General features: G+C 38.1%; 13 protein-coding genes. 11 read left to right on the top strand and 2 right to left on the bottom strand.

The window, feature by feature from the left end; all coding sequences use genetic code 11:
• Positions 1-140: 140 nt before the first annotated feature.
• The 3 genes from MM236_RS08695 (at position 141) to MM236_RS08685 (ending at position 3,829) form a co-directional block, all read left to right on the top strand.
• Positions 141-1,304 (top strand): acyl-CoA dehydrogenase family protein, encoded by a 1,164-nt coding sequence (locus tag MM236_RS08695; protein ID WP_241274577.1) that lies wholly within the window; start codon positions 141-143, stop codon positions 1,302-1,304.
• A 348-nt stretch (positions 1,305-1,652) separates the two neighbouring features.
• Positions 1,653-3,335: an AMP-binding protein gene (locus MM236_RS08690; protein WP_241274576.1), complete on the top strand. Its 1,683-nt coding sequence runs from the start codon at positions 1,653-1,655 to the stop codon at positions 3,333-3,335.
• A gap of 71 nt (positions 3,336-3,406) precedes the next feature.
• On the top strand, positions 3,407-3,829 hold the full coding sequence (locus tag MM236_RS08685) for a hypothetical protein (protein ID WP_241274575.1): 423 nt from the start codon (positions 3,407-3,409) through the stop codon (positions 3,827-3,829).
• Between the two features lie 110 nt (positions 3,830-3,939).
• On the opposite strand, the gene trpS is transcribed toward MM236_RS08685, so the two are convergent.
• The gene (trpS, locus tag MM236_RS08680; RefSeq protein WP_241274574.1) at positions 3,940-4,911 is read right to left on the bottom strand and encodes a tryptophan--tRNA ligase; all 972 of its coding nucleotides are present in this window, start codon (positions 4,909-4,911) and stop codon (positions 3,940-3,942) included.
• 71 nt (positions 4,912-4,982) lie between these two features.
• On the opposite strand from trpS, the gene MM236_RS08675 reads away from it, so the two are divergent.
• A complete protein-coding gene (locus MM236_RS08675) occupies positions 4,983-6,077 on the top strand; it encodes a DUF1573 domain-containing protein (RefSeq protein WP_241274573.1) in 1,095 nt (364 codons plus the stop codon).
• Between the two features lie 126 nt (positions 6,078-6,203).
• Positions 6,204-6,461: a YtxH domain-containing protein gene (locus MM236_RS08670; RefSeq protein WP_241274572.1), complete on the top strand. Its 258-nt coding sequence runs from the start codon at positions 6,204-6,206 to the stop codon at positions 6,459-6,461.
• 69 nt (positions 6,462-6,530) lie between these two features.
• Here MM236_RS08670 and MM236_RS08665 read toward each other — a convergent pair whose 3' ends face one another.
• Positions 6,531-7,739, bottom strand: a complete 1,209-nt coding sequence (locus tag MM236_RS08665) for an acyl-CoA dehydrogenase family protein (RefSeq protein WP_241274571.1) — start codon at positions 7,737-7,739, stop codon at positions 6,531-6,533.
• Positions 7,740-7,858: 119 nt separating this feature from the next.
• Between MM236_RS08665 and MM236_RS08660 the strand changes: the two genes are divergently transcribed.
• From MM236_RS08660 to MM236_RS08635, 6 genes are all read left to right on the top strand, one after another.
• Entirely contained in the window at positions 7,859-8,818 is a 960-nt protein-coding gene (locus MM236_RS08660; protein ID WP_241274570.1) for a tryptophan 2,3-dioxygenase family protein, read from the top strand.
• A gap of 603 nt (positions 8,819-9,421) precedes the next feature.
• Positions 9,422-11,002: an NAD(P)/FAD-dependent oxidoreductase gene (locus tag MM236_RS08655; RefSeq protein WP_241274569.1), complete on the top strand. Its 1,581-nt coding sequence runs from the start codon at positions 9,422-9,424 to the stop codon at positions 11,000-11,002.
• A gap of 252 nt (positions 11,003-11,254) precedes the next feature.
• Positions 11,255-11,866 carry a fumarylacetoacetate hydrolase family protein gene (locus tag MM236_RS08650; protein WP_241274568.1) on the top strand — a complete coding sequence of 204 codons (612 nt, stop codon included), beginning with the start codon at positions 11,255-11,257 and terminating at the stop codon, positions 11,864-11,866.
• Complete coding sequence (locus tag MM236_RS08645) at positions 11,853-13,712, top strand: M23 family metallopeptidase (RefSeq protein ID WP_241274567.1); 1,860 nt, start codon at positions 11,853-11,855, stop codon at positions 13,710-13,712. The genes MM236_RS08650 and MM236_RS08645 overlap by 14 nt, the downstream gene beginning before the upstream one ends.
• Before the next feature lie 20 nt (positions 13,713-13,732).
• The gene (bcp, locus tag MM236_RS08640) at positions 13,733-14,182 is read left to right on the top strand and encodes a thioredoxin-dependent thiol peroxidase (RefSeq protein ID WP_241274566.1); all 450 of its coding nucleotides are present in this window, start codon (positions 13,733-13,735) and stop codon (positions 14,180-14,182) included.
• Between the two features lie 14 nt (positions 14,183-14,196).
• Complete coding sequence (locus MM236_RS08635; protein ID WP_241274565.1) at positions 14,197-15,048, top strand: transketolase; 852 nt, start codon at positions 14,197-14,199, stop codon at positions 15,046-15,048.
• The last annotated feature ends 9 nt before the right edge of the window (positions 15,049-15,057 follow it).

The raw sequence follows: 15,057 nt of genomic DNA, 5'->3' as shown, positions 1-15,057 counted from the left end.
AAGTTTGGCAGTCTAGCTATTAATTCAGAACTATGGTTGGTAAATATTTAAAATACATTTACATTTAATTGTTCAATCAAGTATAAGTTTTGATAACATTATATAATTCTGAAAATTTACATAAACCCAAATAAACAAATATGAACGGAATTCCAAGAACGATTTTCACAGAAGAACATGAGATGTTTAGGCAATCGGTGAGAGACTACATAGCCAAAGAGATTAGTCCGAAAAATGCCGAATGGGAAAAAAACAAAATGGTATCTAGAGAATCATGGACAGACCTTGGTAATAATGGTTTTTTATGCATCCAAGCTCCAGAGGAATTTGGTGGGATGGGAATAGATGATTTTAGATACAATGCACTTTTTATTGAAGAGTTGGGATTGAGCGGATGCTCTGGTCCGGCTATAGGCTATCCACTTCACAGTGACATCGTTTTTCCTTATATCCTGCATTATGGTACGGAAGCCGCTAAAGCCAAATACATACCCGGCATGGTGTCTGGAGAGATGATTTCAGCGGTGGCGATGACAGAACCAGGTGCTGGAAGTGATCTCCAAAACATTAAAGCTAGTGCCATAGACAAAGGAGACCACTATTTGATCAATGGCTCTAAAACATTTATCACGAATGGATTTTTGTGCAATTTGGTAGTAGTAGCTGCAAAAACTGACCCAGGCCTTGGTGCAAAAGGGATCAGTCTTTTTATTGTAGATACAGACATGGAAGGATTTACCAAAGGGGTTCCTTTTGAAAAAGTCGGACTTCATGCCCAAGATACTTGTGAGCTTTTCTTTGAAGATGTGAAAGTACCCAAAGAAAATCTCTTGGGGAATGAAGGAGAAGGATTCAAATACTTGATGACTGAATTGGCACAAGAAAGATTGGTAGTAGCCCTTGCTGCTTTGGCGCTTGCAGAAGGCACTTTTCTTTCTACCGTGAATTATGTCAAGGAAAGACCAGCCTTTGGGAAGACAGTTTCTGACTTCCAAAACACAAGATTTAAAATAGCTGAAATGTCAGCAAAACTTGAAATGGCTAGGATATATTGTGATCAGCTTGTATTGCTTCACAATGACAAAAAAGTAGATTCTGCCATGGCCTCAGCAGCTAAATACAGCATGACTGAACTTCAATGCGATGTAGCCGATGAATGCGTCCAGCTTCATGGTGGCTATGGATATATGTGGGAATATCCCGTGGCAAGAGCTTATGCAGACGCAAGAGTTCAGAGAATCTATGCAGGGACAAATGAAATCATGAAAGAACTAATAGCAAGAAAAATCCTTAAGAAAGATTGATTTGGTTTTGGTATTTTAGATTGCAGATTGTGGATATTAAATTTAAAATATGACTATCCGCTTTCTTGCACATAGCCAAACAATGGATTGTTGGATGAACGATTTGTGTTTCTGTTGACTGCGAGCTGTTGTCTGCTGACGAGTATCCGCAACTTAAAAAGCTACTTCTTACCTAACGTTCAACATTGCGGATACTCATAATTTAAAATCTACAATCTAAAATTTAAGATCTAAAATCTAAAATATTCTCTGCTAAATGAGCTTTCTTTTTTTAAAAATGCAGATTTATTTTATATTTAACCGTATCAAAATAAAAATCAATTCTTAACCCAAAATATTTAGATTTTCATGCAAGACTATCCTTGGTATAAATTTTATCCGCAATCTGTAGAAAAAAATATCGATGTAGAAGCCTATTCTTCAGTTGTAGATCTTTTTGAAGAAAGTGTAAAAAAATACGGCGATTCTGTGGCATATGAATGCATGGGAAAAACACTTTCATTTCATGAAGTGGATCATTTTTCGAGAATTTTCGCATCATATCTTCAGAATGAATTGAAAATGAAAAAAGGAGACCGGGTGGCCATCCAAATGCCTAATTGTCTCCAATATCCTGTGGCTATGTTTGGAGTGTTGAGAGCTGGTATGGTTGTAGTAAATACCAATCCACTCTATACCTCTAGTGAAATGAAGCATCAGTTCAATGACTCAGGTGCCGATGCCATCGTGATTTTGGCCAATTTTGCCGTAAATCTTGAAAAAATAAAGAAAGACATTTCTGCAAAACATATCATCGTTACTGAGTTGGGTGATATGTTAGGAGGCCTGAAAGGTGGGATCGTAAACTTTGTGGTGAAGTACATCAAAAACATGGTTCCATCATATAATCTCCCTTCTGCCATCAAATGGAAATCTGTTATGTCAGGTGGTAATTCCAAAGAATTTAAGCGTGAAAATATGACTTTGGGCGAACCGGCCTATTTGCAATATACAGGCGGCACAACGGGTGTTTCGAAAGGAGCAGAATTGACACACGGAAACATTGTTGCGAACATGCAGCAGATTTCTGCTTGGATGAAGCCAAAATTGAAGGAGAGAGAAGAAGTGGTGATTACAGCTTTACCACTTTATCATATTTTCGCTCTTACGGTAAACTGTCTCGCTATGATGAAAATAGGTGCACATAACGTCCTGATTACCAATCCTAGAGATATGCCTGGATTTATCAAAGAGCTATCAAAGCATAAGTTTACGGTATTCACAGGAGTAAATACACTTTTCAATGGTTTACTAAATCAGGAAAATTTCCAAAAGCTTGATTTTTCTTCGTTAAAAATAGCAGTAGGTGGTGGTATGGCTGTGCAGCAAGCGACTGCAGAAAAATGGGTAAAAGTAACCAAAACTCCATTGGCAGAAGGGTATGGTTTGACAGAAACCTCCCCAGTTGCGACCTGTAATCCAATAGATGGAACAGAAAGAAATGGTACTATTGGGGTTCCTCTTCCTATGACGGATATTAAGGTAATTGATGATGATGGAAACCAATTGGCAGTAGGTGAAAAGGGTGAATTATGTATCAAGGGTCCGCAAGTCATGAAAGGATATTGGAACAGACCAGATGAGACAGAGAAAGTAATGGAAGGGGAGTGGTTCAAAACTGGAGATATTGCCGTCATTGACGAAGATGGTTTTGTGAAAATTGTAGATAGAAAAAAAGAAATGATTTTAGTTTCTGGATTCAATGTCTATCCCAACGAAGTAGAGAATACATTAGCATCACATCCCAAAGTACTAGAAGTAGGTGTGATTGGTATGCCTGATCCCAGATCTACTGAAAAAGTAGTAGCATATGTTGTGCCTAAAGACAAGTCAGTTACCGAGGAAGAACTAATCGCTTACACAAAAGAAAACTTGACTAATTACAAGATTCCAAAGGAGATTTATTTCTCAGATGAATTGCCAAAAACAAACGTTGGGAAGATTTTGAGAAGGAAAATCAAAGAAATGCACGAGAAAAATGTAGGAGCTTAAATCCTCGTTTATTTTGGATTCACTCACGAGATTCAATACCTTCGCATATTAATGAAAAATAAGATTAATCGATGGATTTAAACAAACTTGATCAAGAACTAACTGCAATTGTTGAAAAGAGAATCGCTCTGAGTAAGATCACTTATGCTGACGAGAGATATGATGATATTGAAGAAGAGCTACATGATCTTGAAGATGATTTTAATGAAGAATATGGCGATGAATTGGAATCTGAGTTAGAAAAAATTTACGCCAAGCTCAAGTCTGATAATGACGTTTTGCTTCCTTCAGCATACCTTGCCAATGCTTATACTCCAATGTTACCCGATGCAAACGGAGTCATTTCCTATGAAGTAAAAGGAGCAGAGGGTGTGCCAATTGAATCTGAGCAGTTTGATAAGCAGGATGTTAGAATCGTATTGATCCCAAATCCAACTAGATTCGTGATGCAAATCAATGGAAGATCACTGAAAGACCTTTGGAGGTCAAGATAATAGTTTGTTATTAATAGTGGGATAATTTGGGATCGGTTTTCCGAAATTGAATTATAATTTCCTTACATAAGAAAAAAAAAACGCCTGAATTTGATTCAGGCGTTTTTTTATTAGAATCCCAATTTTTCTCTGATCTTAGCAAGCATTTCTTTCGCCACAACTCTGGCTTTAGCTTCTCCTTCTGCAAGCTTTTGCTCCAATTCTGATTGGTTCGTCATGTAATAATTGAAAAGCTTTCTTTCCTCTGCATATTTTTCGAGAATCAAACTTAGAAATTCTTTTTTAGCATGACCATAGCCAAAATTACCAGCCAAATATTTTCCCCTCAATTCCTGTGTCTGTTCTTGGTTTGCCACTAATGAATATAGTTTGAACACATTACAAATATCTGGATCTTTTGGATCTTCAAGAGGGGTACTGTCTGTCACGATACTGTTAATGTTCTTTTTCAATTCCTTCTCTGGAAGAAATATGTCAATGAAGTTGTTGTAAGATTTGCTCATCTTTTGACCATCTGTCCCGGGAATAATCTTCACAGATTCGCTAATTCTTGGTTCAGGTAAAGTCAGTATTTCTTCTTCTAATCTTCTGTTAAAAGTTGAAGCGATATCTCTTGATATTTCAAGATGTTGAAGCTGGTCTTTACCAACAGGGACTAGATCTGCACTGTATAATAAAATATCTGCTGCCATCAATACTGGATATGTAAACAATCCTGCATTGACATCTGACAGTCTGTCAGATTTATCCTTGAAACTATGGGCGTTGGCCAGCATAGGAAAAGGAGTGAAGCAACTCAAGTACCAAGTAAGCTCTGATACTTCAGGGATTTGTGATTGCCTGTAGAAAATGGTTTTTTCGATATCAAGCCCAAAAGCAAGCCATGCAGCAGCAACAGCCAGTGTATTCTCTCGCCTTATATTGCCATCTTTGATGGTGGTGAGAGAATGCATATCAGCGATAAAAATAAAAGACTCATTTTGATCCTTTTTGGTTAATTCGATTGCAGGGACTATTGCACCAAGGATATTTCCTAGATGAGGTCGCCCGGAACTTTGAATACCTGTTAATACTCTTGCCATTATTTAGAATTTTGGTGCAAATTAATTAAATATGGGTACAATTCGATTGATTTTTGACGTTATTTGCCATTATGAATAAATTGAATTTCACCCTATTCCTTTTCCTAATTACCTTATTTCATTGTGGACTTGCTGATGCTCAGGAGATTGAGCGAGAATTGCTGTTTTGGGAGAATCGAACTATAAATATCGGGACAATTTTAGAAGAAAATGGAGTCGTCGAAGTTGAGTTTTTGGGATTAAACCAATCAGACTCTGTCATTCTAATCAAAGACATTGTGACAGATTGTGGTTGTACCACTGTAGACTATAGCCAAGACACGATTTACCAAAGTAAAATTGGAAGCATTAAAGTGAATTTTGATCCAGATCATAGAGGTGGGGCTTTTACTAAAATGATTATCGTGAGAACCAACCAGGATATCTACGGGGATACACTATATCTGCAAGGCTTTAACATTCCTTTTCCAGAGGATTTACAAAATGCCTATACACATAGGGATCAAGATATCGGTTTCAGACTTTCAGCTATAAATATGGGCAATGTTTATACAAATGAACCCAAAAGTAAGTTTATAGAAATTTTTAATTTCAGCTACGATAAGCTTGTACTGCCTGATAGCATCAATAATCAACCCGAATTCCTCAAAGTCAGTCTGATTCCCCAAATTGTAGAACCAAATCAACGAGGATTGATTTCGTTGGAATACGATGGGCTTATTAGAAATGATTTTGGGTATGTGGAAGATCTATTGATTTTGAATTTTAACAATAAGCCAGAACCTGTAGGATTGAGGCTGATGGCGAATATATTTGAACATTTTGAACCTGTACCTAAAACAATGGAAATGATTGTACCTAAATTAGGGATCAATGAAGTTGATATAGATTTGAAGGAAATTAATTCGAATAATGTTGTAAAAAGAAAAATTAAGCTTTCAAATCAGGGACAAGAGGAACTGCAAATTAGAAAAATGATTTCAAACTGTGAATGTCTGACCGTTGTGGCAGACGATGCCATATTGAAAAGTGGCGAATCTACAGATCTGCAAATTACCTTTGATCCAAAGGGGAGGCGTGGAATTGATCATAAACATATAAGTATTTTTTCCAATGATCCATTAAATCCAATTAGAACAATAGTGATTAGAAGTATGATAAAATAATGTAGAAAGACCTACTTTTTTAACTTTGTGGCACAGTTTTCGTTGGTTATAAAGTAGTTTGATATTGAATTATACGAATTCGGTATTTATAAATTTTATTTTATTTCCACTCAAAACCAAAATTATATGAGTTCTACAAAATTTCTTTTAGGTGCACTTCTTGGTGCAGCAGTCGGTGTACAAGTAGGTATCTTAATAGCTCCTGACAAAGGTGCTAACACAAGAAAAAAAATTGGTAAAAAAGGCAATGAGTACTTAGACGAGGTAAATGGAAAAGTAAACACTTTTTTGGATGGCCTTAATAAGAAAGTTTCAGAAGCTTCAAGTGAGGTTGATAAGTTGACCAAAAAAGCAAAAGCGGAAGCTGATAAATTGACCAAGTAATTTGTAAAAATCAAATTACCATAAAAAAACGTGATAGCTGTTTAGCTATCACGTTTTTTTTTATCTACATTATTTGAATGCAGGAATACCTGTTATTTCATGCCCCAAGATCAGTAAATGTATATCATGGGTTCCTTCATAAGTCACTACAGATTCTAAATTCATCATATGGCGCATCAAAGAATATTCACCAGTGATTCCCATACCACCATGAATTTGTCTCGCTTCACGAGCGATATCCAACGCCATGGCAACATTATTTCTTTTAGCCAAAGAAATATGTGCAGTCGTTGCCTTCCCTTCATCCATCATTTTTCCAAGCTTCCACACCAAAAGTTGTGCTTTAGTGATTTCTGAAAGCATTTCTGCCAATTTTTTCTGTACCAATTGAAATGATCCTATAGGTTTGTCAAATTGGATCCTCTCAAGAGCGTATCTCCTTGCAGAGTCATAACAATCCATAGCCGCACCCAAGGTTCCCCATGCAATACCATATCTGGCAGAGTCCAAACACATCATAGGTGCTCCAAGACCAGATTTACCTGGGAGTAGGTTCTCCTTAGGGATTTTTACATTGTCAAAGACCAACTCACCTGTGCAAGATGCGCGGAGAGACCATTTGTTATGTGTCTCTGGCGTTGAAAATCCTTCCATGCCTCTTTCAACTATCAATCCATGAATTCTTCCATTTTCATCCTTGGCCCAAACCACCGCAACATCAGCTTTTGGTGAATTTGAAATCCACATTTTTGCTCCATTTAAAAGATAGTGATCTCCCATATCCTTAAAATTGGTGGTCATCCCACTAGGATTGGATCCATGGTCAGGCTCTGTCAGACCAAAGCAACCAAGCATCTCTCCAGATGCCAGTTTAGGTAGAAACTTTTTCTTTTGCTGCTCAGAACCAAATTTGAATATTGGATACATTACCAACGAGCCTTGTACTGATGCAGTTGAGCGCATTCCAGAATCACCTCTTTCTATTTCCTGCATAATCAATCCATAGGAAATATAGTCAAGTCCGCCACCACCGTATTCAGATGGAATTTGAGGGCCAAACGCACCTACATCACCAAATTTTTTGACGATTTCATAGGGGAAATGAGAATTTTGTGCCCAGTCTTCGATATAGGGACTTATTTCTTTTTTAACAAAATCTCTAATTGAAGACCTAATAAGTTTATGTTCTTCAGTCAAAAGATCATCAATACCATAAAAATCTACACCTTCAAACATGTCTTTTTTGGTGGATTTGGTCATTGTTTCATTTGGATTCATATCTGTTTTGGTTTATTGCCAATTATAACGGATTTTTGCACCGCCATCAATTCTTATTCCTACCCTGAATTAAATAAGAACTAGGTAAAAATACTACCTATTTCATAAAATATTACAACATGAGCCCAGCACAAACTCAAAAAGATATTTTTGATAAAATAGAACTACTCCAAGAGAAATTTAAAGCCTCTGGTCAAGATCTTTCATCTTACCTAGAGGGTTTGCTTTACGCAGATTACCTCAATTATTGGGATTATATCAACTTGGATATTTTGCTTTCTCTCCAGCAACCCAAAACTTCGATGAAAGATGAGAAAATCTTTATAATCTATCACCAAATTACAGAATTGTATTTCAAATTGATCATCTGGGAGCTTGAGCAAATATCTGAACAAGAAGAAATCAAAGCTGAATTTTTCAAGGCCAGACTTGAAAGAGTCATCATGTATTTTGATCACTTGATTTCTTCCTTTGCAGTGATGTGGAAAGGAATGGAAAGAGAACAGTTTTTGAAATTCAGAATGTCTCTGTTGCCATCAAGTGGATTTCAAAGTGCCCAATACCGCATAATTGAGATACTTTCCGCAGAAGTGAAGAATTTAGTCCATATTGACAAAAGAGCTTCACTCAATGATAACGCAACAATCGACGACTTGTTTGACAACCTCTATTGGCAGCAAGGAGCTATCGAATTGGCCACGGGTGAAAAAACACTCACACTAAAAACCTTTGAAGCCAAATATGGAAAGGAGCTCAAAGAATTGATAGAAAATTATAAGTCCGGCAATATTTGGAAAAAGTACCAATCTTGCAAAGACAAAGATCAGGACCTTATGGAACTGATGCGTTCGCTAGACTTGAAAGCCAACGTTTTTTGGCCTCTCGCACATTATAAATCTGCCGTTCGTTATCTCCAAAAAGACCCAGTAGATATTTCAGCTACAGGCGGGACAAACTGGCAAAAATACTTGCCTCCAAGATTTCAAAAAGTAATTTTCTATCCCGAACTTTGGACAGACTCAGAAAAAGATGATTGGGGCAAAGGCTGGGTAGTAAAGGAGATATTTGGAGAAGAGTGAGATGTGAGAGACTAGAAGCGAGATGCGAGAAACAAGACGTGAGATTTGAGTTATGAGAAGTAAGAATGAAGAACAGCCTGTCACCTCGATCCCGAAAGCATTCGGGAGAAGCTTGTCCCGCAGACTTGCCGGGAGGTCTCGTCCCTATTTGCCCTGAAACGCCTGTCCCGAGGATATCGGGAGGCTTTTGACATTAACATAGGGTTGTAACCCTATGCTTGGATAAAAAGATATATTCATCTCTGCCCTGACAGGGCAATTGAATAGCAATCGAAAATAAAGAAAAATCAAATAAAAAAGTGTCAACCATTTTCAGAACGAGAAAAGGATTAAAGTAACACAATTTAAAAAACCAAAAAAAAAATACCTACCAGATACCCCTATCCTAATCCACCACGACTAACAATTTCTTACAATCTTACAATCTTACAATCTTAAAATCTTAAAATCTTATAATCTTCCAATCCACCACGGCGGACAAGTTCTTCTAAACTCCCACAACCTTCTAACTTTCCAACTTTAAAACATTCCAACCATTACCCTTAAGTCTTCCAATTCCCCAATCTCACATAAAACCTTTAAGGATAAAAACCTTACACTAAAATGAAAAAAGAAATCCAATTACAACTCACCCCTCAACAAGCTTATGATGAGGTAGTTTTTCAACAAACAGTCAGCAAAAAACTGGGGGTATCTTTACAAGATTCCAAAATCCAAGCAAGGCAAATCAAGCGATCTATAGATGCTAGAGGAAGGCAAGTGAAGGTAAATGTAACCGCAGAAGTTTTTATCGATGAGCAGGTGCCACCCATGTTGGATGCCTCAAAACCTTATCAAAATGTCAGTAATGCAGAACAAATCATCATTGTTGGTGCAGGCCCAGCTGGGATGTTTGCAGCATTGAGGGCAATAGAACTTGGAGTGAAACCTATTTTGATTGAAAGAGGAAGTGATGTCCGTGCCAGAAGAAGAGACTTGGCAGCGATCAATAAAGATCATATCGTCAATCCAGAATCAAATTATTGCTTTGGAGAAGGTGGAGCAGGAACGTATTCTGATGGAAAACTTTATACCAGATCCAAAAAGAGAGGTGATATCCGAAGGATCATGGAAATATTTGTTGCCCACGGTGCTACTGAGGAGATTTTGGTGGATGCACACCCACATATTGGTACTAACAAGCTTCCAAAAATCGTTACCGAACTTAGAGAATCCATTATTCAAGCAGGAGGAGAAGTCTTGTTCAATACCAAAGTTGTGGATTTTATTTTGGAAGACAACGAAATGAAAGGCGTAGTCACCCATGATGGGGAGAAAATTCTAGGATTGGGAGTCATCTTGGCTACAGGGCATTCAGCAAGGGATATTTACCATTTGCTCCATCAGAAGAAGATTTTGATTGAAGCAAAACCTTTTGCACTTGGTGTTAGAATAGAGCATAGTCAAAACTTGATAGACAAGATTCAATACCATTGCGAGGTTGATAGAGGGCCATATTTGCCAGCATCAAGTTATTCTTTGGTGCATCAGAGTAAATTCAAAGGACAACAAAGAGGGGTTTTTTCGTTTTGCATGTGTCCAGGTGGGTTTATCGTTCCTTCGGCTACCGCTCCAGGAGAATTGGTGGTGAATGGCATGAGTCCAAGTAGAAGAGATAGCAAATTTGCCAATTCGGGGATTGTAGTGTCTGTAGAACTTGAAGATCTTCCACAATACGCCAAACATGGGCCTTTGGCTGCGATGATGTTTCAGGCAGAGGTAGAGAAGAAAGCATGGATTTCAGGAGGAAGTACACAGACGGCACCCGCTCAGAGAATGGTTGATTTTGTCAATAGAAAGCAAAGCCAATCGCTTTTGGATACTTCGTATCAGCCTGGTTTGAAATCAGTCAATATGCATGAAGTACTTCCTGATTTTATCTCCAATAGATTGGCAGATGGATTTAGGGCATTTGGAAATAAGATGAAAGGTTATTTTACCAACGAATCTCAATTGATAGGGGTAGAAAGTAGAACCTCATCGCCAGTGAGAATTCCAAGGGATAAAGAGTCATTTGAACATCCAATTGTAAAAAGGCTCTATCCTTGTGCGGAAGGTGCAGGCTATGCAGGAGGCATAGTTTCTGCTGCCATGGATGGGGAAAGATGTGCAGAAAGATTGATTGGAGAATATTTGAAAAAATAAATGTAAAAAATACACTTAATAAAATTTTACTTGCTTATATTTATGATCATAAGAGCTTGTTTAAATTTTGTTTTTGAAGCCGAGATTGATGCATGTTTTGTTCAATCGAGGCTCGTTTTCGGGGTCGTAGCTTTGCTACATCTCCGAAAATAGCCGAAGAGTGAGCGAAAGAGGCGCAATCGTAGACCAAAGGATAAAGTTTAAACCAGCTCTAAGCAGGTTGAGTGATTAACCAAACTAATTTAACCCAAAATGAAAGTTATTGCAATAGGTAGAAATTATGTTGAGCATATAGAAGAGCTTCAAAATGAAAAACCAACTGAGCCAGTTGTGTTTTTGAAGCCAGACACAGCGGTTTTGAAAAATAATATGCCGTTTTTTCATCCTGATTTCTCAGAAAATGTCCATCATGAAGTGGAGCTTGTATTGAAGATCAACAGAGAAGGGAAATATATCAAGAGAGAATTTGCCCATAGATATTTTGAAGAAATCGGGATCGGAATAGATTTTACAGCAAGAGACCTTCAAGACAAATGTAAGGCAAAAGGCCTTCCTTGGGAAATCGCCAAAGCCTTCAATGGCTCAGCGCCGATTGGTGAGTTTTTGCCAACCAGTGAAATCAAAGACATGAAAAACATCAATTTTCATCTTGAAATCAACGGTGAACAAAGACAAAAAGGAAATACTTCAATGATGCTATTTGATTTTGGGGTAATTATAGAATATGTGTCCCAGTTTTTCACATTGAAAAAAGGAGACCTTATATTTACAGGCACTCCGGCAGGAGTAGGTAAGGTAAATATAGGGGATCGTTTGGAAGCTTATATTGAGGATCAAAAACTACTGGATTTTGAAGTTAAATAAAGCTGTAATCGTTTTTGTCTATTTTTTGAGCATTCAGGTTTCCGCTCAAGATTATCTTTTCCCAGTAAAGCCTGGGCAGAGGAATTTTCTTTCGGGGAATTTTGCCGAAATCCGACCCAATCATTTTCACAGTGGAATAGATGTGAAAATAGGAGGGGTAGATGGAGAACCGATCAGAGTAATCGCCGACGGCTATGTCTATAGGGCAAAGGTTTCTTCTTATGGATACGGAAATGTTTTGTACATCAAGCATTACAATGGACAATCATCCGTGTATGCACATTTGCAGAAATTTTCCCCTACGATTTCGGAGCGAATGCGACAGGAAATGTACCAAGCTCAAAAAAACGAGCTCGAGGTATATTTTGACGAAGATGCCCTTCCAGTCAAGAGGGGAGACATTATTGCAAATGGAGGAAATACCGGTAGCTCAGGTGGGCCGCATTTGCACTTCGAAATCAGGGATAGTCTCGATAGGGCTATAGATCCATTCCAATTCAATTTCCGCAAAGAGATAGTCGATAACACACCTCCGATCCTATACAAGGTCGCGCTAAGACCTTTGGATTATGAATCTAGGGTCAACGGGAAATTTGAAAGGCAGGAGTTTACGCCAATCTTGGAGGGAGGAAATTATGTGATTCCCCAAACTGTAAAAATCTCAGGAAACGTAGGTGTTGAAATCTATGGAGTTGACAAGCAAGATGGTGTGAATAATATCTTTGGCATCCCAGTTTATGAATTGCTCGAAGATGAAAAGCCGCTTTACCGAATTAATGTCGATAACATAGACTTCAACAAGGGGCGATTTTTGTTGAGCCATACTTATTTGAATAGGTTTACTAGGCTTTACGACTATCCAAACAACCAAATTAAACTCTATGAAGCAGATTCTATCAGCAAAGGTAAAATCACTGCAATGATTGGTACGAAGAAAAAGCTTCAAGTGAATTTGAAGGATTATTTTGGAAACACGAGGGTATTGAATTTTGAAGTGGAAGGAGAGGCGCCAGCATACCAGCAGGGTGGAGCGTTTTCAAAAGACCAAAAGACAAAGGTTTACTACCAACGGGAAGTCATGGTCATAGAGACGAAGCAATCCAATGAAGGGAATTTGGCAAAAATATATACCGATGCCAGGGTTATGGAAATTCCTCCAGCTTATGAAGAAAACGGAAAGAGGATATATCTTTGGGATATGGATTTCGGTGTTCCTGATTCAATAGATGTATGTACAGAGGTGATTGTACCGGAAGTCTTGACAAAGATTCCATTTGGTCAGGAACTTTCTTTTAGCAATAAGGATGTAAGAATAGATTTTGAAGAAAACACCTTGTTGGATGATTTATTTCTCAGAATGACAAGAAAAAACACCAGTGGAAATGTAGCTATTACCATCAATCCATCGGGTGACTACCTTCAGAATAATATGACTGTTCACGTAAATAATACGGACTATAAAGGTGATAAAAGTAAGAGTCACATCTATTCCTTAGCGAACAACGGTAGAAAAAGTTTTGTCGGAGGTGAATGGGAAGGTGAAGATATTCGTTTTAAAACCAGAAATTTTGGTACTTTTGTAATCGACAGCGATTTTGTCTCCCCTAATATTTATCCAATTCAAGTAAATGCCAATGAAATCAAATTCAAAATATCGGATGACAAATCTGGTATCAGGGATTTTGAAGCTTTTGTTGATGGCAAATGGATATTGATGCGCTATGAGCATAAGCAAGCTACTATATGGTCCGAAAAATCAGATAAACAACCTTTCAAGGGAGAGGTTTTATTGAAAGTCCGAGATATGGCTGGTAATGAAGCTGTATGGTCTGGCACTATAAAATAATTAACCTTAAATATTAAATTATGTCGTTAGAAGTTGGAAATTCCGCTCCACAGTTTGAGTCAAAAGATCAAAATGGGAACACTATCAAACTTTCAGATTTCAAAGGAAAGAAAGTAGTACTCTACTTTTATCCAAAAGACAATACACCGGGCTGCACCGCCCAAGCTTGCAATTTGAGAGATAATTATGAAGCCTTGCAAAAAGCAGGATATGTGGTATTGGGAGTCAGCACAGACTCTGAAAAATCCCATCAGAAATTTATCGAAAAACAAGAGCTTCCTTTTTCATTGATTGCCGATGAAGACAAGACAGTTCATGAAGCTTATGGCACATGGGTAGAAAAGTCTATGTACGGAAGAAAATACATGGGTACGGCACGTACGACCTTTATCATCGATGAAGAGGGCAAGATCGAAGAGATCATAGAAAAAGTAAAAACAAAAGAACACACGAATCAAATTCTCAAATAACAATATTCCAACCAATGGATAAGCAACCTTTAGCACAACTTACTAAAATTTCGAGCCAAGTCAGACGAGACATTCTCCGCATGGTTCATGCCGTTCAGTCTGGACACCCAGGAGCCTCTTTAGGCTGTACAGAGTTTTTCGTAGCGCTATACTTCAATCAAATGAAGCATGATAGCAACTTCAACATGAATGGCGCTGGTGAAGATCTTTTCTTCCTTTCGAATGGCCACATTTCTCCAGTATGGTATTCTGTATTGGCAAGAAGTGGTTATTTCCCAGCAGAAGAATTGAAGACTTTCAGAAAACTGAATAGCCGTCTTCAAGGACATCCAGCAACTGAGGAAAACCTACCAGGAATCAGAATTGCATCCGGTTCTTTGGGTCAGGGACTTTCTGCAGCGATCGGTGCTGCACAAGCAAAAAAAATCGATAAAGACGATAGCACAGTCTATGTATTGATGGGAGATGGAGAGCAGCAAGAAGGTCAGGTATGGGAAGCTTGTATGTATGCAGCACACCACAAAGTGGACAACTTGATCGCGACGATTGACTTCAACAGACAGCAAATCGATGGACCAACCAAAGATGTGATGGATCTGAAAGACTTGAAGGCAAAATGGGAAGCATTTGGCTGGGAAGTGATCGAAACCTTCAAAGGCAACGACATGGAAGCTGTACTTGAAGGATTGGAAAAAGCAAAATCTCTGACTGGAAAAGGAAAGCCTGTATTGAATCTTTTACACACCGAGATGGGATATGGAGTTGATTTTATGGTGGGTACACACAAGTGGCACGGAATCGCCCCAAGCGACGAGCAACTTGAAAATGCACTAGGTCAATTAGAAGAAACTTTAGGGGATTATTAATAACAGGAA

Source organism: Belliella calami, from assembly GCF_022549695.1.
Classification (GTDB): domain Bacteria; phylum Bacteroidota; class Bacteroidia; order Cytophagales; family Cyclobacteriaceae; genus Belliella; species Belliella calami.
Note: the sequence above shows the minus strand (reverse complement) of the source record. Positions and strands in the feature narration are given on the sequence as shown.